The following is a 17,990-nucleotide window of genomic DNA, read 5'->3' as shown; positions in this document are numbered from 1 at the left end:
TGCACCGTTTCTCACTCTCATCCTGTTATTTGATAGGAGCAGGTTCACAGAGGTAAAGAGGTAATAAGACAAGATGAAGACCAAAGATAAGATCGTTTATGCTGCATTAGCGCTGTTTAATGAACATGGTGAAAGAACGGTGACCACTAACCATATCGCAGCACATATCGAAATCAGCCCAGGTAATTTGTATTATCACTTTCGTAATAAACAAGAAATTGTTCGTGATATTTTTGCTCTCTATTCAGCAGAGTTACTCGAACGTTTTCAGCCGATTGCGGCACAGCGCGAAAGCTTAACTCTGTTAAAGCATTATCTTGATTCGATCTTCACTTTGATGTGGAAATACCGTTTTTTCTATGCCAATTTACCGGAAATCCTGCAGCGTGATGAAGTACTACATGGTGAGTACATTCAAGTACAAGAAAAGCTGCAAACTAATCTCATTAATATTATGCACGCTTTTGTTGAGCTGAAATTGCTGTCTGTCGGAAAAGAAGATATGCAATCTTTAGTGACCACTCTCCATATGACGGCCTCGTGTTGGTTGAGTTATCAGTCAGCGATGTTTTCCAAAACGCAGATCACCGAGCAAGTGATTCATCAAGGCATGCTACAGATGATCGCAGTCGTTAAACCCAAAGCAACGGAACAAGGTCTTGAACAGCTTCTATTATTAGAGGAAGGTGTGCGGGCGATGCACGCATCATAATCTGTGCTTAGTTATAACCTTTGAGTATTGTTCTTAATCCTTTGAAGCTGTTAGCTTCTTAGCTATACATCTCTAAGGGTGGTGTTGATATGCACTATGACGTTTTTAACGGTGATGCTGATGGCATCATCTCTCTTCTTCAGCTGCGGCTTGCTTACCCTCGCACGACGACCTTAGTTACTGGGGTTAAGCGTGATATCAAATTGCTCCAGCATCTTAATCTTCAATCCCGAGATAGTCTGACCGTGTTAGATATTTCGATGGAGAAGAATCAGCAACCTTTACAGCAGGCTCTTGCGGCGGGGGTGACGGTGTTTTATGCCGATCATCACTATGCAGGCTCAGTTCCCGAGACCCCGCTGCTTGACGCCCATATTGATTTGGACCCTAATACTTGTACGGCATTAATTATTGATCAGTGGTTAGGTGGTCCGTTCCATGAGTGGGCGATTGTGGCAGCTTATGGCGATAATTTGATTGCTAAAGCGGATACTTTAGCGCGCAACGCGGGGCTAACTACCACTCAAGCTGAACAACTAAAAAACTTAGGCACCTTGATTAACTATAACGGTTATGGAGAGACGATAGAGCAGCTTCATTATCACCCCGCTGATTTGTACCAAGCCTTGCTAGTTTATCCTTCACCGTTTGATTTAATGAAGGATGACAACTCCCCTTTTTATCATTTGCAGCACGCTTATGAGCAAGATATGCAGCTTGCTCAGTCGTTAGAGCCTATCTATAAAAGTGCCTGTTTGAGCGTATACGAGCTGCCAGACTGTGCATCATCACAGCGAGTGAGTGGTGTGTTTAGTAATTGGCTAGCCAATCAAGCACCCGCCGCGGCACATATGGTTTTAACGGTAAATTCATCGGGTGGTTATACCGTTTCGCTACGTGCTCCATTAGCCAATAAACAGGGAGCGGATAGGTTATGCAGCGCCTTTGCAACCGGAGGCGGGCGAGAAGCAGCGGCGGGTATTAATTCGTTGGATAAAAGACAATTGACCCAATTCATTACTCAAGTAGAAGCGTACTATTCATCACACTAACGCTCGCCCGGATTAACTGGGTGATGAATGTGTTTTGCTAGCGACTGAGCCAGCGTGTTGGGTCTTCGGCTTTACTGTTGCGACGAATTTCGAAATAGAGCGCTGGCTGAGATTGACCGCCAGTGTCTCCCGCTAAAGCAATGGTTTCACCGGCGGTGACTTTATCGCCCTCTTTTTTGAGCAAACTTTGGTTAAAGCCGTATAAGGTCATATCGCCTTTGCCATGATCGAGCAAAACCACCAGCCCATAACCACGTAGATATTCAGCAAACACGACCGTGCCAGAATAAACCGCTTTGACGTTTTGACCATAATTGGCGTCAATGACTAGACCTTTCCAGTCAATTTGTCCACTTTGACGTGTACCAAAAGCATGCAGGATTTTGCCTTTGACTGGCCAAGGTAGCTTGCCTTTTTGCGGCGCTAACCCATCCATTAGTACAGCGTTACGTTTTGCTGCTTTGGCGATTTCCGCTTGTAATCGCGTTTCATTGCGTTGCAATTCCGCTAAGTAGACTTTATCACCGGAAATGCTTTTTTGAATTTTACCTACTGTACTGCGTCGTTCTGACTGCGTTTTTGCCAATGTAGCGCGCTTTTGGGTCTGCTGTTCTAATAGAGAGGCGATTTGGTCTCGTTCAAGTCGCAGCTGTTTTTCACTTTCATTGAGTTCTTTTTGCGTAAGTTCAAGCTGTTGGATGGTTTGGCTGCGTGCCTTCGCCAAGTGTTGGTAATACTGGCTGATGCGATCTTCTTCCACGCCATTATTGAGTATGTTGGATGAGGCTGTCGCTCGCTGAGTGGCGTAATAGGTTTTGATCAGTTGAGCTAATTTGGCGGTTTGCTGTGTTTGTTGTGTTTCTAAGGCTGTGATCTTTTGCTTGAGTTTAGCGATATTAGCGTTGGCCACTACTAATTCTGATTTGGTGTTTTTGATCTGATTTTCTAGACTTGAAATGCCCACTTCTTGCTTTTTAAGCGCATTTTGCAACGAATCGAGCTCTTTTTGTCGATTATTTAACGCTTGCTGCTGACGAGAAATTTCGCCTTTCACCCCTTTTAGCTCTTGTTGTGTGGCAGCCATTAACGGTGAGCTGGAGAGGCAAGCTAGCCCTAACACCATCACTAGGCTAAGTGCATGCCACCAAGTCGTTATAGTAAGTGGGTGTGGTGAAGGCTTGTTTCTCATCCGTTTTCAAGTCTCTATCGACAAATTAGTGAGTCAGTATACTCAAAGCCATCCGCGAGGCGAAAGCCCTATGTCAAAACTTGCAATCAAATCGAGTTCTTGGACGAAAAAAAGCCTCGATATTTATCGAGGCTCAACATCACGTGGTTGGTGAGTTATTTAAACAACACTTGACCAGACATTTCTGCCGGGATGTCCATGTTCGATAGAGCAAGCATCGTTGGTGCTAGGTCAGAAAGCTTACCACCATCTTTTAGCTTAAGATCTTTGCTACCGACGTAGATAAGCGGCACTGGCAGATTGGTATGAGCAGTATGAATGCCCCCTGTTTCTGGGTTCACCATCATTTCTGCATTGCCGTGGTCTGCTGTGATCAGTAGCTGGCCATCGACTTCTTTAATCGCTTCAACCACTTTTCCGATACACTCATCAAGCGCTTCGCATGCTTTCACGGCCGCTTCGTAAATACCAGTATGACCAACCATATCGCCGTTCGGGTAGTTACAGATAATCGCATCGTATTTACCCGATTTGATTGCCGCAACGAGTTTTTCAGTCAGTTCAGGTGCGCTCATTTCCGGTTGCAGATCGTAAGTTGCCACTTTAGGTGAAGCAACCAATTGGCGCTCTTCGCCTGGGAATTCGTTCTCAACACCACCGTTAAAGAAGAAGGTGACGTGCGCGTATTTTTCTGTTTCAGAGATGCGTAACTGAGTTTTACCCGCCTTTGATAGCCACTCACCGTAGGTGTTTTCTAGTGATGCTGGTGGAAATGCGCACAGCAGAGGAATGTCGGCGGCGTATTGGGTTAGCATCACAAAGTCAATTGCTGGGAACTTTGCACGTTCAAACCCGTTGAAATCTGGTATGAAGGCACGAGTAATTTCACGTGCACGGTCGGCGCGGTAGTTCATGAAAATCACGGCGTCGCCATCTTCAATCGCAGCAGAGTCTTGGCCTTCAGCTTTGATTTCTGTCGCTTTAACAAATTCATCATTTTCTTCACGTGCGTAAGCGGCTTCAAGGCCTGCCACGGCGGAATCAAAAGTAAATTCTGCTTTGGCTTCAACCAATAGGTCGTAAGCTTTTTGTACGCGTTCCCAGTTGTTATCGCGATCCATGGCGTAGTAACGACCAATCAGTGAGGCGATACGACCTTTACCTAATTTAGAAAATAGGTCTTGGAAGCGTTGCAATGAGGCTTCGGCACTGCGTGGTGGCGTATCACGGCCATCAAGGAAGCAGTGGAGGTAGATTTTCTCAGCGCCACGGGCAGCAGCCATTTCAACGGCAGCGTAGATATGATCTTCATGCGAGTGAACACCACCTGGCGACATTAGTCCCAATAGGTGAACCGCTTTGCCCGCTTTGATGGCTTTATCCATCGCGTTGACTAACACTTCGTTTTGTTGGAATTCACCATCAAGAATTGATTTAGTAATGCGTGTCAGGTCTTGGTAAACAATACGACCAGCACCGATATTGGTGTGACCGACTTCTGAGTTACCCATTTGACCATCCGGTAAACCTACATCCATACCAGAAGCAGAAATCAGAGTGTTTGGGTTGTTTGCAATTAAGCTATCCATGACTGGAGTATGTGCATTGCTGATTGCGTTGTGTGCGTTATCTTCACGGTAACCCCAACCGTCAAGAATTACTAAAGCCATTGGCTTCTTAGCTGACATAGTTATGACCTCGTCAAATTCAAAGTAACTTAAACAGAAATTAGCGTAATTTTACTACACTTTGAAGCGATTGCAGTAGGTTAAGATCAATGATTCTCCCTATCAATGCCTATAAAGGTAGCCTATTGATCAACATCGGTGCCTTTTTAGCGCCATTTAATAAACTAAAATTCCCGTCCCAAGCACGGCAAACAGTGCGCCGCACCAAGCGAAGCGGTTGGGCCGCTGTTTGGTATACATCCATAAAATAGGCAACAACATGATGGGCGTGGTTGAGGAGAGCAGGGCCACCATACCCACGTTGCCTTCACGCAGTGCGTAGAGAATTAATGTCATTCCGACCGCCATCGCAAGAAAACCGTTGATGGCAGTAATGGTCAAAATGGGCAGCGTAATGGCTTGAGTGGCGCGTGCTAATTTTGCACCAGTAGCCAGCAGTAAGCAGTGTGCGGTGAAGGCGGTGAGCATTCGAATTGCGGAAGCGGCGATGGGGTCGATCCCCGTTTGCATCACGGGTTTGGCGATGATCCCACCCAATGCTTGGCATAGAGCCGCGATAAGGCCAAGTGTAATGCCAACCCATACTCGGCCTTTAATTGTTTCCAATGCATTATGATTTTGCCCTCGGCGGCCAAAAAAGATGGCCGTTAGAACGCCTGAAAAGACAAAAGTCGCGCCCACTAGCTCTGCATGGCTCATGCTTTCGCTGAATAAAAAATAGCCGAGAATGGCCGAAAAAACGGCATGGCAGGAAAAGAGCAAACCCGCTTGTCTTGGCCCCATGCGATTTAAACACGCAAACAGCGCCGTATCGCCAATGAATATGCCAATCAACCCCGAATACATCATGGGTGTTACCATCTCGCTGTTTACCGTTGCCCAGCCGCCAGTTGCCAACGCCATGCTCACTAAAATGAGAGAAGTACAGCCCATGCGCCAACGGCTATAAGCAAAGGTTCCTAAATGGCGAGCGGGAGTAACAGACAGTAAACTGGCTACTGCCCAAAGAAACGCGGCAGCAAGCGCGAGCCATTCGTAGCCCATGTAAACATCCTTGAACGAGGGAAGGATCTCAATATGCCTTAAGCGCTAGGGGAAAACAAAGGGAATTTATGGGCTTGCCTCAATGTGATTAAAAGAGGCAAGCCAAGAGGATTTACACTTTGAAGCGGCGAATATCGTTACGCATGGCTTCTGCCGATAAATGCATTTCATGAGCGCTGTGGCTGCTCTGCTGAGTTTGGCTTGCAAGGTCATCAGAAGCGTCTTTGATACCTTGTGTATTGCGGCTAATGTCTTCGCTGACGGCTCGTTGCTCTTCAGCGGCACTGGCAATTTGCAAGGCCATATCATTGATCTCGGTAATGGCTTGCGTGATCCGCACTAAACTGTCGTGAGCTTGTTCGGCATAGTTAACACTGTGGTCGGCTAGTTTGGTGCTGGCTTCCATATTCTCGACCGCATGTTGAGTATTGCGCTGCAAGGTTTCAATCATGGTGCGGATCTCTTCCGTTGAGCCATGTGTACGTTGGCTGAGCACACGAACTTCGTCGGCTACCACAGCAAAACCACGGCCTTGGTCACCTGCGCGGGCCGCTTCAATCGCTGCGTTGAGTGCTAACAGATTGGTTTGTTCGGCAATACTTTGAATGGTGGATAGGATCTGGTTGATACTTTGAGCATTGCTCTCCAACTCTCGGATCACTTTGGCTGCACTATCGACCTGATTGGCTAAGTGAGTAATGGAATCTCGATTCTTTTTGATAACCGCCTGCCCGTCATCACAAGCTGAGGCCGATGCTTGCGACGCGCTAGCGGTCAGTTCGGCATGGCTAGCCACCTCAGCGGCGGTAGCCGACATCTCGTGAATCGCGGTGGCTATTTGGTTGACATCATTTTGTTGGTGCTCAACTCGCATGGAAGCTTGAGCAGAAAGGTCATTGGCATCTTGTGCTTGCTGGGAAAGTTGTTGGCTACGGCTGACGATCCCTTTCAGCATCTCCTGCATTTGACTTAAAAAGAGATTCACTTTCTCGGCCAATTCACCGATTTCATCCATGCGTCGAATGTCGATGCGTTGGGTGAGGTCGCCTTCTCCTTGCGCTAATTGCGCTAAAGCGTTCGACAATACCTGCAGTGGTTGCAGTAAGCGGGTTACAACCCAAGTGCTGATGCTGGCGATAATAATGTAGAGCACTAAAGAGGCAATTGCGGTAAAGGTTATTTGCTCAGAAACCGAGGCGTAGGCCATCTCTTTGTCTACCACAATGCCCAGTAACCAATCGGTATTTGGTATTTGTGAGACGTAAATTAATTTGTTGCCTTGCTTTGGCCAAGCGATGGTATCCACGCGATTTTCTCGGGCTAAGCTGGCCATGTGCTGAGAATCTAATTCGTTGTTTAAATTGGTTAAAGGTTTTTGGCTTAAAGCTTCATCTTGGTAGGCAACAATGTTGTTATTACCATCAACCAAAAACGCAAAACCTTGATTGTTCAGTTTAACATTCAGCACTTCTTTAATGAGATTGGTTACCGTTAAATCGGCGGCGAGTACGCCTTGTTTTTGACCTTTAAAAGCTTTGGCGAAGCTAACTACGATGCTGCCATCAAAATCTTGGTAGGGTTCGGTAATTATAAGCCCTGATTGTGCCATTGCATCTTTATACCAAGGGCGCGTTCTTGGATCATAATCACTTGGCCAATCTTCGGTTTTATCACCATAAGCAATGCTGCCATCACTAAAACCAGCATAAACAGAAAGAAAATCACCGCTCTTTTTAGTCACCAGCAACGCTTGGTCAGCATTGTTATTATTGGCAATAAAAGGTTCATTGGCCAACATCATATTGCTGCGGATCCCAAGCCAATCACTGATGTAATGGCGAGTAGCAAGACTGGTATTTTCCATTTCACTATTAATGGCATAGGTCGTTTCTTGCTGTAATTGACTGACGGAGATCCAAGCTTGGACGCCACTGACGATTGCGATGATGATGGCGATAGCGACTTGAATTTTAAATTTGATGGTATGTCTCATGGGTTATGTCCCTAGAACGGTTTGACAACCGCGTGTCGATAGCTCAGATCAGGAAAAGATGAATTAACGGCTCCTAAGCTTAGTTGCAGCGAAATGATGAAGCCGTTTCATGTTTCTTCAGATAAATGAATAAGTAAATCAGAGTAATCCTACGAGAATGTGGCTTTGATTAATATGATCGTGCTCGATTATTGTTCATCTCGTTGATTTGCTTTTACTTAGTTTTAGGCTGGAATGATTCATCTTTGCGACCTGCATTCAGTCTTGACGCTCAATGCAAGTCGCAGTCACCAAAGGTTAGGTTAGTAATAGCGCGGCAGTATAGACAATGCACAAGCCAACAACGCCAATAATCAGACCTGTTTTGGCCATGTCTTTACTCTCAATAAGCCCGGTAGAATAGGCCAGTGAGTTCGGCGGTGTTGAGACAGGTAAAATCATACCCAGTGAGGCAGAAAAGGCGACAACCACTAACAAACTTTGTATACCACCAATACTGGCCAAGCTTTCCATGGATGTGCCAATCGCGGCGGCGATCGGCATGAGTAAGTTAGCGGTCGCGGTATTGGACATGAAGTTTGCCATGATCCAACACACGAGCGACAGGGTGATGACGACCGAGATAGGCGATAGAGAACTGTAATCAATCGCGTGAGCTAATGCTGAAGCGAGCCCTGTTTTATCTAGCCCAATTCCAATCGCTATCCCGCCAGCCACTAGCCACAAGACGTCCCAGTTGATCTGTTTCAGTTCCTCTTTGCCCATAATGCCGGTGAGTGTAAAAACCGCCAAAGGAATAATAGATACCACATAGGTGTTCATGCCGTGTAGAGAGGTGGTCATCCACAGCACTATGGTGGCGGCAAAAGTAATGTAGACCACGATTGCACGCCAATTTTTTTGGAATGTTCCGTTGAGTTTCAGCACCATCTGTTTTTCTGAAGAGGGGAACAGTTTTTGTAGCAAAAACCAAGCTAACGTGAGCTGAATAATCACAAACGGCAAGCCCATCATCATCCAAGAAAAGAAATCAATGCTATTGCTTCCGGTGAGATATTGCAGCGCGATCGCATTGGGTGGCGTACCGATAGGCGTGGCAATACCGCCGGTGTTCGCTGCAATCGGAATGCAGAGCACTAAGGCTTTGATGCCTAAATCCCCTTTTGGAGCTGAAGCGACGATCGGCCCGAGCAGCGCCAGCATCATCACAGTAGTCGCGGTATTGGACATAAACATAGAAAATACCGCAGTGATCAACATTAGCCCCAGCATAATAAAGCGGGGTTGAGTACCAAAAGGTTTGAGTAAAACTCGGGCTAAGTTGTTGTCCAGTTCATATTTAGAAGCAGCAATCGCCAGTGCAAAGCCGCCCATGAACAAGATAATAATCGGTGAAGAGAAAGCGCTGAAAATATCGGTGTACTTCATTAACTCGCCGATATCATGCCCAGCGGGTGGCGAACGAAAGAGATGCAAGCCTTTATCTGAAATCATCACCAATTCGAGCGCAATGATCAAAATGGAGGTGGCAAATACAGGAACTGGCTCCAATACCCAAAGCAGAGCAGCCAATAAAAAAATAGCCAGTAATCGATGTTGAATTAAGGTTAAGTCATCAATCGGTATTGCATCAATGGGCATCAGTAAAACACCGATGGGCAGCAAAAAGCAGATCGCAAGCTTTATCAGCATTCCCGTATTCATGGTAGGCATATCACATGACCTTCATTAGGTTAACTTGAAGTAACTAGCGTAAATGATATGTGAATGAAGGTCTTAGACGCGGCTTGAAATTTTGAGTTTTAGCTAAGGAATATGCAGCAGCTTTGTTTTTTATCAATAAAGAAAAAAAGCGAAATATCTAGAGGCGTTAGCTCTGAACATGCAGAGCTAACGCATTCGGCAGGGAACATTAAGAGATGGCGATTAACGTTGCTGTGCGTATGGAGTACCCATAACCGTTGTAGCATTGTGTTGCATAGACTCATCAAAGCGAATTTTATCTTTTGCAAACAGGTTGATCACCGTTGAGCCTAGCTTAAAGCGACCCATCTCTTGTCCTTTTTTCAGTACAACAGAGGTATTGCCTTGGGCTGGATAATCCCAGCGATAAACGGTATTGCCGCGCGGAGGCGTGACAGTCCCTGACCAAACTAGCTCAATACTGCCAACAATGGTCGCTCCGACAAGCACTTGTGCCATTGGGCCAAACTCAGTATCAAAAATACACACCACGCGCTCATTGCGAGCAAACAGGTTCGGTACATTTTCGGCTGTTAGTGGGTTAACCGAGAAAAGATCGCCCGGAACATAAATCATTTGACGTAACACGCCATCGCAAGGCATGTGTACGCGGTGGTAGTCGCGAGGTGATAAATAAAGCGTGGCAAATTCGCCATCTTCAAACTCTTGCGCCAGCTTTGCATCACCACCGAGCAATTCTACCGCTGTAAAATGGTGGCCTTTCGCTTGGATCAGCTTGCCATCTTGAATCGGCCCGAATTGACTAACGCAAGCATCGGCCGGATGGGTGATTAAGCTATCACCGTCACTGATTGGCCGAGCATCGGCTTTCAATTCACGAACAAAGAATTCATTGAATGTTTTGAAATGGCTAGGATCTGAATGCAGAGCTTCATCCATGTTGACATTATATTGTTTAATAAACCAACGAATGACTGCAGTGGTTAGACCGCCAGCTTTCGCTGATGCGAGTTTACCCATCAGGCGTGTTAAGCCATGTTGTGGGATCCAGTATTGCAGTCCAACTTTAATTTTATCCATTGTCTCTGATTCCAATGTTAACTGTATGTTCTTCACTTTGGGCGCGAGATGTTACTGAAAAACTCTCACCATGTCAGCAGTTAGTCACCATTGCTTACGGATTATTCGATGGCGACAGATAAAAAATTTATCGATCAAGTCTGCGGACATTTGCCGGGGTAAAACTCGATGCTATTTATAAATCCGCTTTTTTGTTACGCGAATATTGGCGGTTAGCTTTGTTTTCCGACATGCTTTCTAAAATTCGGTGGTAGTTCTCAAAGCGCGTGTTACTAATATCACCTTTTTCCACGGCTTCACGTAGTAAGCAACCCGGATCGTCAGCGTGTTTACAGTCTCTAAACTTACAGCCGCCTAAGAAGGGACGAAATTCGACAAAGGCTTCGGTGATCGCTTCAGCTTCCAAATGCCATAAACCAAATTCACGCACTCCCGGCGAGTCGATCAAATCACCGCCTGTAGGGATATGATACAAGCGAGCCGCAGTGGTGGTATGTTGACCAAGTCCAGATGCTTGAGAAACTTCACCTTCTTCAATTTCATCTTCCAAATTTGGCATTAATGCGTTCACTAGGCTGGATTTACCAACGCCAGATTGACCAACAAATATGTTGATCCGTCCGCCAAGTTCCGCTTCTAACTCAGCAATCCCTTCACCGCTTTTTTTGCTGACAAAAAGCACTTTGTAGCCAATGCGTTCGTACACACGTAACGACTCTTGATATTGGTTACGCAATTCATCGCTGAGTAAATCAATCTTATTCAGTACCACTAGCGGCGCAATATTCACGGTTTCTGAAGCGATCAAATAACGGTCGATGATATTGAGTGACAGTTCCGGCAGTACGGATGACACAATGACCATCTGATCAATGTTTGCCGCTACTGGTTTCAAACCGTCGTAATAATCTGGACGAGTCAGAACCGATTTGCGCGGTTCAACCGCTTCGACAACGCCAGAGATACCCGCCATCGATTCGAGTCCAGGTCGCCAAATAACACGATCTCCTGAGACCAGCGTTTCAATGCCTCGGCGTAAATTACAGCGGTGGATGGTGTGAGTCTCTAAATCTTCAACATCGGCATGTTGGCCAAAACGAGTAATCACTAACCCAGTTTTTGCGGTGCCGAGCATGGCTTCATCCCACGAAACTGTGTCCTCTTTTTTGAGTCGTTTACTCTGATTATTACGAACGCGTCGTACTTGACCTTTCGTCAGCTTCTTTTTCTTTGCCACGATTATCTACTTCATGATTATGATACGTTTTGATCCAACGTTGAGATTTTACTCAAAATCATACCGTTTGGATCCAATGTCCAAAGGTATCTTGGGGATCTGAATTTGGGTATAGTACCTTTTTTATCTGCAAACCAATATAGGCAACGTATTTATGTCTTTTAGCGATCAAAACTTGATTTGGGTTGATCTTGAGATGACAGGCTTAGACCCTGAAACTCACAAAATTATCGAGATTGCCACCATTGTAACTGATAGTGAGTTGAACATTTTGGCTGAAGGCCCAGTGTTGGCTGTTCATCAATCAGAAGCTGAATTGGCTAAAATGGATGAATGGTGCACCACCACACATACCAAAAGCGGTTTGGTCGAGCGAGTACGTCATGACTCAGTGACACAACAAGAAGCGGTTGAACAGACCATTACGTTTTTGGAAAAGTGGGTGCCTAAAGGTAAATCTCCGATTTGTGGCAACAGTATTGGGCAAGATCGCCGCTTCCTTTATAAACATATGCCTGAGCTGGAAGCCTACTTCCATTACCGTTATGTGGATGTCAGTACGCTAAAAGAGCTGACTCGCCGTTGGAAGCCAGAAGTATTGGATGGCTTTTCTAAGCAAGGTAGTCACCTGGCTTTAGATGATATTCGTGAGTCTATTGCTGAGCTTCAGTACTACCGTAAGACCATATTCAGTATTTAATTTTCAGAACTGCATTTTTTGCTGATGGCGTGTTAACCAGTTTTTGTGATTAATACGCCATATTTGCGTTCTTTTTCGTCAAAAAAAAAAAAAAAAGATTTTTTGTCAGTAAGGGCTTGCATCATAAGAAAATGCTCTTATAATTCGCAGCCCTGAACAACGGAAACGTTGTGAATGCGACACTAGCTCAGTTGGTAGAGCGCAACCTTGCCAAGGTTGAGGTCACGAGTTCGAACCTCGTGTGTCGCTCCAGCTTCTTTTGTTAGAAAGCTTAAAGCGCTCATCATGCTTTGAATGATGAAATACGGACGCGGGGTGGAGCAGCTTGGTAGCTCGTCGGGCTCATAACCCGAAGGTCGTTGGTTCAAATCCAGCCCCCGCAACCAATTTCGATTAAGTGCAATAGCGTTTAATCATGCGACACTAGCTCAGTTGGTAGAGCGCAACCTTGCCAAGGTTGAGGTCACGAGTTCGAACCTCGTGTGTCGCTCCAGCTTCTTTTGTTAGAAAGCTTAAAGCGCTCATCATGCTTTGAATGATGTAATACGGACGCGGGGTGGAGCAGCTTGGTAGCTCGTCGGGCTCATAACCCGAAGGTCGTTGGTTCAAATCCAGCCCCCGCAACCAAATTTAGATTAAGCGTGAATACGATTAATCATTGCGACACTAGCTCAGTTGGTAGAGCGCAACCTTGCCAAGGTTGAGGTCACGAGTTCGAACCTCGTGTGTCGCTCCAAATTCTTTTCGAAGAAAAGAATAGCGCCGCACAACCTAGTTAAGGTTGAGGTCACGCCTATTTGTTTAAAGAAAGTGAACCTCGTGTGTCGCTACAAATTCTCTTGTTAGAGAGTGTAAGTTTTCACCGTACTTAACGGTGACACAATACGGACGCGGGGTGGAGCAGCTTGGTAGCTCGTCGGGCTCATAACCCGAAGGTCGTTGGTTCAAATCCAGCCCCCGCAACCAAATTTAGATTAAGCGTAAATACGATTAATCATTGCGACACTAGCTCAGTTGGTAGAGCGCAACCTTGCCAAGGTTGAGGTCACGAGTTCGAACCTCGTGTGTCGCTCCAAATTATTTTCGAAGAAAAGAATAGCGCCACGCAACCTAGCTAAGGTTGAGGTCACGCCTTTTTATTTAAAGAAAGTGAACCTCGTGTGTCGCTCCAGATTCTTTTCGAAGAAAAGAATAGCGCCGCACAACCTAGTTAAGGTTGAGGTCACGCCTCTTTGTTTAAAGAAAATGAACCTCGTGTGTCGCTACAAATTCTCTTGTTAGAGAGTGTAAGTTTTCATCGTACTTAACGGTGACACAATACGGACGCGGGGTGGAGCAGCTTGGTAGCTCGTCGGGCTCATAACCCGAAGGTCGTCGGTTCAAATCCGGCCCCCGCAACCAAATTCAGATTAAGCGTGAATGCGATTAATCATTGCGACACTAGCTCAGTTGGTAGAGCGCAACCTTACCAAGGTTGAGGTAACGTTTATGTGTCGCTCCAGCTTCTTTCAGAGTATTCTCTGAACTCAAACCAGTATTTGGTTTATGCTCCTTCTTTAATGCTGTGAAGCATAACTCCCTAAAATAAAAATAATCTGCAGTTCTAAGCGGATTTATTGCCGTCTTGATAACTTACGTGCTGAATTTCAATACACAGGTTAGCCTCTGTAGAATCTGGCTTTTCGTCGCTATTTATTCGTATTCATTAACAGAGTTATCCACAAAAATTAATTGTGGATAAGTTGGTGTATAACGTGTTTTTAGTGAAGTGCTGGTAAGCGTCAGTGAAAGATCTTTTAATGCGGCTCTGTTCTCTAATCTTGCTGTCTTTCTGTGTAACTAATTGTTTTTAAATTGATTTTTGTTATTTTGTCACCATTAGGTCAACTAACTGTATGATCATTAATATCAAGATCTTTGATCCTTGTCATTAATTGCTGATGTGGCTAACTTTTCTTAATTATAGAAAACAGTGTCGTGTTTAAAATTTTGTCCACAAATTGGTATTTTGAGATACATATCAAAGTCTGTGCTCATTAGTTATGCAATTACCTCATTTTTTACGCATCACGCGGTAACCCTTTCTCGACAATTCGAATTAAGCGCTGCTGCTTCTTATTGCTAGAGCATGCACTCGCTGGCTCCGATGATTTTCGTTTTTGTTCTACTAGCGCCCAATGTATATGTTCGTCTAATAAATCAGACAAGCCTAACCTCGTGTTTAGCGCTGCGATAATGCGTTGTGAATATGGCGCGTTTCCTAAAGCGATGGAAATATTACGCAACCATTGCTGGTGGCCAATTCGGCGAATAGCCGAACCTTCCATATAACGTAAGAAGGTGGCCTCATCCCAAGCAAACAGTTCAACTAAGTCTGGTTCATCCAGTGCTTGACGGCGATGAAAATCACTTTGTTGAGTGAGGTCGGAAAAGCGATTCCAAGGGCAGACCAACTGGCAATCATCACAGCCGTAAATGCGGTTACCCATTGCCTTGCGAAACTCTTCAGCAATTACGCCATCATATTCTATGGTGAGGTAAGAGATGCATCGGCGAGCATCAACAACACCGTCTTCCACGATGGCTTGTGTAGGGCATGAGGTGATGCAGGCAGTGCATTTGCCACATTGATTACTGCTTGGTGTATCGATTGGCAGCGGCAAATCAATCAGTAGTTCACCAAGAAAAAACCAAGAACCACTCTCTTTATCAAGGATAAGCGAATGCTTGCCAGTCCAACCAAGTCCAGCTTTTTGTGCTAAAGGCCGCTCTAGTATTGGGGCGGAGTCCACAAAAGGGCGATAACCGAGTGCCCCCACTTCTTGTTCAATCTTTTCACCGAGTTTTTTGAGCTGGTTGCGTACCAGTTTATGGTAGTCACGCCCCAGAGCGTAGCGGCTGATATAAGCGTAATTGGGATTATTCAAATCACTGGCAAACCGAGCATCTGGGGGTAAGTAATTCATGCGTGCGCTGATCACACGGACGGTGCCGGGAAGGAGTTCATGTGGCCTAGCTCGCATCATGCCATGGCGCGCCATCCAGTCCATTTCACCGTGAAATCCAGCATCCAACCATTTCTGCAAAGGCTCTTCGTGCTCACTGAGATCGATATCGCAGATCCCGACCTTTTCGAAGCCAAGTTCACGTGCCCAGATTTTAATTTTGTCTGCCAGTACTTGGTAGTCCATTATCGATGAGCTCGTTGCAAAAAGGGGCGAGGATCTTAACGGATCCTTTATTGAGGATCTAGGAAATGATCGTCTGTGATGTGGATTAAACTGACATAAAAAGCGAGTTTTTTCCTTTTACTTACAGAAGAGAGCTTGTCTCTCAATTCCAACCCAGTTTACTATTCGAGTTCTTTTGATTTTTATATAGTCAATTTTCGACACTTGAGAGCGGTAATTCATGAGTACTAAGATCTTTACCTTAAAAGACGAACAGCAAACGGTAAAATTAGGCGCAGCTTTGGCTAAGCGATGCTCTGCGCAAACCACGCTTTATTTGCATGGTGATCTCGGTGCTGGAAAAACAACCTTCAGCCGTGGCTTCATCCGCGCATTAGGCCATGTTGGCAACGTCAAGAGCCCGACTTATACCTTAGTTGAGCCTTATCAACTAGCCGATTGGCAAGTATACCATTTTGATCTTTATCGCTTGGCCGATCCGGAAGAGTTGGAATTTATGGGTATTCGTGACTATTTCACACCGGATGCGATCTGCCTTGTTGAGTGGCCAGAAAAAGGCAGCGGTCTACTTCCAACCGCAGATATTGATGTTGAGCTACGCTACGATGGCGAACAAAGGCAAGCTTTTCTGAGTGCAAACAGCCCCTATGGATCCTCATTGCTGAGTCAGTTGGAGTTATGTTGAACATCATCCATTTGTTACGAACGATAACTCTATCGCTTGCGGTTTGGGGCTGTGCTTTATTTACTTCAACGACGCACGCGAATACATTAGAAGGCGTGCGCGTTTGGCCTTCTCCAGATGAAACTCGAGTGGTTATCGATCTCAAAACTGAAGCGGATTATAGCTATTTCACTTTAAGCAGCCCCGAGCGTTTGGTGGTGGATTTGAAAAACACCACGCTTAATACAAAATTGCCGCTTAAAGTCGCGGATAGTCCTGTTCTCAAGCAAATTCGTAATAGCTCGCCTCCGGAGAAAGGGACGTATCGCTTGGTGTTTGAGTTACAGCGCAAAGTGAACCCTCAGCCATTTAAACTTGCGCCAACGCCGGGTGGTCAGTATGGGCATCGATTGGTGGTTGATTTACCCCACAATTTGGATAGCGACAAGGCGACAGTAAAACCGGCCAGCCAAACTAAAGTAAGCCGCGACGCTTCGCAGTTATTAGGAACCGAGGATATCGTGGTGGCTATTGATGCTGGTCATGGTGGAGAAGATCCCGGCTCGATTGGCCCGACCAAAAAATATGAAAAAAATGCCACCTTAAGTATCTCCAAGAAGATCGCAGATCAAATTAACGCCGTACCGGGAATGAAGGCGGTCATGACACGCAGTGGCGATTACTTTGTCAATCTCAATAAACGTTCTGAAATTGCGCGTCGTAATAAGTCACACCTACTCGTCTCCATTCACGCCGATGCGTTTCATACCCCGCAACCCAGGGGGGGCTCGGTGTTTGTGTTAAATACCAAGCGTGCGAATACGGAAATTGCTCGCTGGGTTGAGAACCACGAACAGCAATCAGAACTGTTAGGTGGGGCAGGTGAAGTGCTGGCAAAAAACAATAGCGATCGAAACGTTAGCCAAACCTTGCTGGACTTGCAATTTAGTCACTCACAAAAAGAGGGTTACAAGGTGGCAACTCATCTGCTAGGCGAAATGGGAAAAGTAGCCCATTTACATAAAGCAGAGCCAGTCAACGCAAGTTTGGCGGTACTTAAGTCGCCCGATATTCCTTCGGTGTTGGTTGAAACGGGTTTTATTTCTAACCCTACCGAGGAACAATTGCTATTTCAGCGCTCGCATCAAGATAAATTGGCTCGCGCATTGGCAACCGCCATCGTCAAGTATTTTGAAGAAAACCCACCCGAGGGCACTCTGTTTGCTAATCGCGGTAAGACGCAAAAGCACAAAGTGCAGCGTGGTGAATCACTCTCGGTTATCGCTAATAAATATGGCACCTCGACTCAAGCATTAATCGCAACCAACAAACTAAAAAATGCCAATTTGTCGATTGGTCAAATCTTAACGATTCCGGCCACGTCAGCTCCGATTCGCGTTCCTGTGGTCAGCAACCCAGTAGAAACGGAAATTGTTACGCATGTGGTGAAATCTGGCGAGTATTTGGGCAAGATAGCGAGCACGTATAAAGTGAGTGTGGATGCGATTAAACGCGAGAATAACTTGCGTTCAGACACCTTAACGTTGGGGCAGAAACTGAAGATAACGGTGAGTTTGAAGGATAAGCCGCTGCGTAAGCATAAAGTTGAAAAAGGTGAGTTTTTGAGCAAAATTGCCAGCCAATATCAAGTGAGTCTGAATAGTATTCGCCAAGTAAACCAACTTCGGTCTGATCAGCTCGCCATAGGGCAAGTGTTGATCATTCCCAATAAGTAG

Annotated in this window: 13 protein-coding genes and 9 tRNA genes; 14 read left to right on the top strand and 8 right to left on the bottom strand. The window is 45.6% G+C overall.

Annotation, left to right across the window (positions count from 1 at the left end; translation table 11 throughout):
- Positions 1-73 precede the first annotated feature (73 nt).
- Positions 74-712: a TetR/AcrR family transcriptional regulator gene (locus AACV12_RS02260; RefSeq protein ID WP_013857945.1), complete on the top strand. Its 639-nt coding sequence runs from the start codon at positions 74-76 to the stop codon at positions 710-712.
- Positions 713-801: 89 nt separating this feature from the next.
- Entirely contained in the window at positions 802-1,764 is a 963-nt protein-coding gene (locus AACV12_RS02255; protein WP_170901395.1) for a DHH family phosphoesterase, read from the top strand.
- A gap of 37 nt (positions 1,765-1,801) precedes the next feature.
- Here the strand turns inward: AACV12_RS02255 and AACV12_RS02250 are convergent, their stop codons facing one another.
- The 7 genes from AACV12_RS02250 to rsgA form a co-directional block, all read right to left on the bottom strand.
- Entirely contained in the window at positions 1,802-2,887 is a 1,086-nt protein-coding gene (locus AACV12_RS02250; protein ID WP_231140426.1) for a murein hydrolase activator EnvC family protein, read from the bottom strand.
- Positions 2,888-3,108: 221 nt separating this feature from the next.
- Positions 3,109-4,641: a 2,3-bisphosphoglycerate-independent phosphoglycerate mutase gene (gene gpmM / locus AACV12_RS02245; RefSeq protein WP_013857941.1), complete on the bottom strand. Its 1,533-nt coding sequence runs from the start codon at positions 4,639-4,641 to the stop codon at positions 3,109-3,111.
- Positions 4,642-4,797: 156 nt separating this feature from the next.
- The gene (locus AACV12_RS02240) at positions 4,798-5,685 is read right to left on the bottom strand and encodes a DMT family transporter (protein WP_170901393.1); all 888 of its coding nucleotides are present in this window, start codon (positions 5,683-5,685) and stop codon (positions 4,798-4,800) included.
- Between the two features lie 112 nt (positions 5,686-5,797).
- Positions 5,798-7,678, bottom strand: coding sequence for a methyl-accepting chemotaxis protein (locus tag AACV12_RS02235; RefSeq protein WP_088731515.1), 1,881 nt, complete (start codon positions 7,676-7,678; stop codon positions 5,798-5,800).
- Between the two features lie 297 nt (positions 7,679-7,975).
- Positions 7,976-9,391, bottom strand: a complete 1,416-nt coding sequence (locus AACV12_RS02230; RefSeq protein ID WP_017048339.1) for an SLC13 family permease — start codon at positions 9,389-9,391, stop codon at positions 7,976-7,978.
- Positions 9,392-9,604: 213 nt separating this feature from the next.
- Positions 9,605-10,462 carry an archaetidylserine decarboxylase gene (gene asd, locus AACV12_RS02225; protein WP_013857937.1) on the bottom strand — a complete coding sequence of 286 codons (858 nt, stop codon included), beginning with the start codon at positions 10,460-10,462 and terminating at the stop codon, positions 9,605-9,607.
- A gap of 175 nt (positions 10,463-10,637) precedes the next feature.
- Positions 10,638-11,699, bottom strand: a complete 1,062-nt coding sequence (rsgA, locus tag AACV12_RS02220) for a small ribosomal subunit biogenesis GTPase RsgA (RefSeq protein ID WP_013857936.1) — start codon at positions 11,697-11,699, stop codon at positions 10,638-10,640.
- Between the two features lie 154 nt (positions 11,700-11,853).
- Between rsgA and orn the strand changes: the two genes are divergently transcribed.
- The 10 genes from orn (at position 11,854) to AACV12_RS02170 (ending at position 13,900) form a co-directional block, all read left to right on the top strand.
- A complete protein-coding gene (orn, locus tag AACV12_RS02215) occupies positions 11,854-12,399 on the top strand; it encodes an oligoribonuclease (protein ID WP_010318948.1) in 546 nt (181 codons plus the stop codon).
- Between the two features lie 176 nt (positions 12,400-12,575).
- Positions 12,576-12,651, top strand: a tRNA-Gly gene (locus AACV12_RS02210).
- Positions 12,652-12,708: 57 nt separating this feature from the next.
- A tRNA-Met gene (locus AACV12_RS02205) sits at positions 12,709-12,785 on the top strand.
- A 31-nt stretch (positions 12,786-12,816) separates the two neighbouring features.
- Positions 12,817-12,892, top strand: a tRNA-Gly gene (locus AACV12_RS02200).
- A 57-nt stretch (positions 12,893-12,949) separates the two neighbouring features.
- Positions 12,950-13,026 (top strand) — tRNA-Met (locus tag AACV12_RS02195).
- Between the two features lie 33 nt (positions 13,027-13,059).
- A tRNA-Gly gene (locus AACV12_RS02190) sits at positions 13,060-13,135 on the top strand.
- Between the two features lie 153 nt (positions 13,136-13,288).
- Positions 13,289-13,365: transfer RNA gene (locus tag AACV12_RS02185), tRNA-Met, on the top strand.
- 33 nt (positions 13,366-13,398) lie between these two features.
- Positions 13,399-13,474, top strand: a tRNA-Gly gene (locus tag AACV12_RS02180).
- A 249-nt stretch (positions 13,475-13,723) separates the two neighbouring features.
- A tRNA-Met gene (locus AACV12_RS02175) sits at positions 13,724-13,800 on the top strand.
- 33 nt (positions 13,801-13,833) lie between these two features.
- A tRNA-Gly gene (locus AACV12_RS02170) sits at positions 13,834-13,900 on the top strand.
- A 559-nt stretch (positions 13,901-14,459) separates the two neighbouring features.
- On the opposite strand, the gene queG is transcribed toward AACV12_RS02170, so the two are convergent.
- Positions 14,460-15,590: a tRNA epoxyqueuosine(34) reductase QueG gene (gene queG, locus AACV12_RS02165; RefSeq protein WP_170901391.1), complete on the bottom strand. Its 1,131-nt coding sequence runs from the start codon at positions 15,588-15,590 to the stop codon at positions 14,460-14,462.
- Positions 15,591-15,810: 220 nt separating this feature from the next.
- Between queG and tsaE the strand changes: the two genes are divergently transcribed.
- Together tsaE and AACV12_RS02155 are read left to right on the top strand one after the other, a co-directional pair.
- On the top strand, positions 15,811-16,275 hold the full coding sequence (tsaE, locus tag AACV12_RS02160) for a tRNA (adenosine(37)-N6)-threonylcarbamoyltransferase complex ATPase subunit type 1 TsaE (RefSeq protein WP_010318946.1): 465 nt from the start codon (positions 15,811-15,813) through the stop codon (positions 16,273-16,275).
- Positions 16,269-17,990 carry an N-acetylmuramoyl-L-alanine amidase gene (locus AACV12_RS02155; RefSeq protein WP_170895716.1) on the top strand — a complete coding sequence of 574 codons (1,722 nt, stop codon included), beginning with the start codon at positions 16,269-16,271 and terminating at the stop codon, positions 17,988-17,990. The genes tsaE and AACV12_RS02155 overlap by 7 nt, the downstream gene beginning before the upstream one ends.

Source organism: Vibrio sp. 2-2(8) (assembly GCF_963888495.1).
Classification (GTDB): Bacteria; Pseudomonadota; Gammaproteobacteria; order Enterobacterales; family Vibrionaceae; genus Vibrio; species Vibrio anguillarum.
The sequence above is the reverse complement of the archived record's forward strand: the minus strand, read 5'-3'. Positions and strand labels throughout refer to the sequence as shown.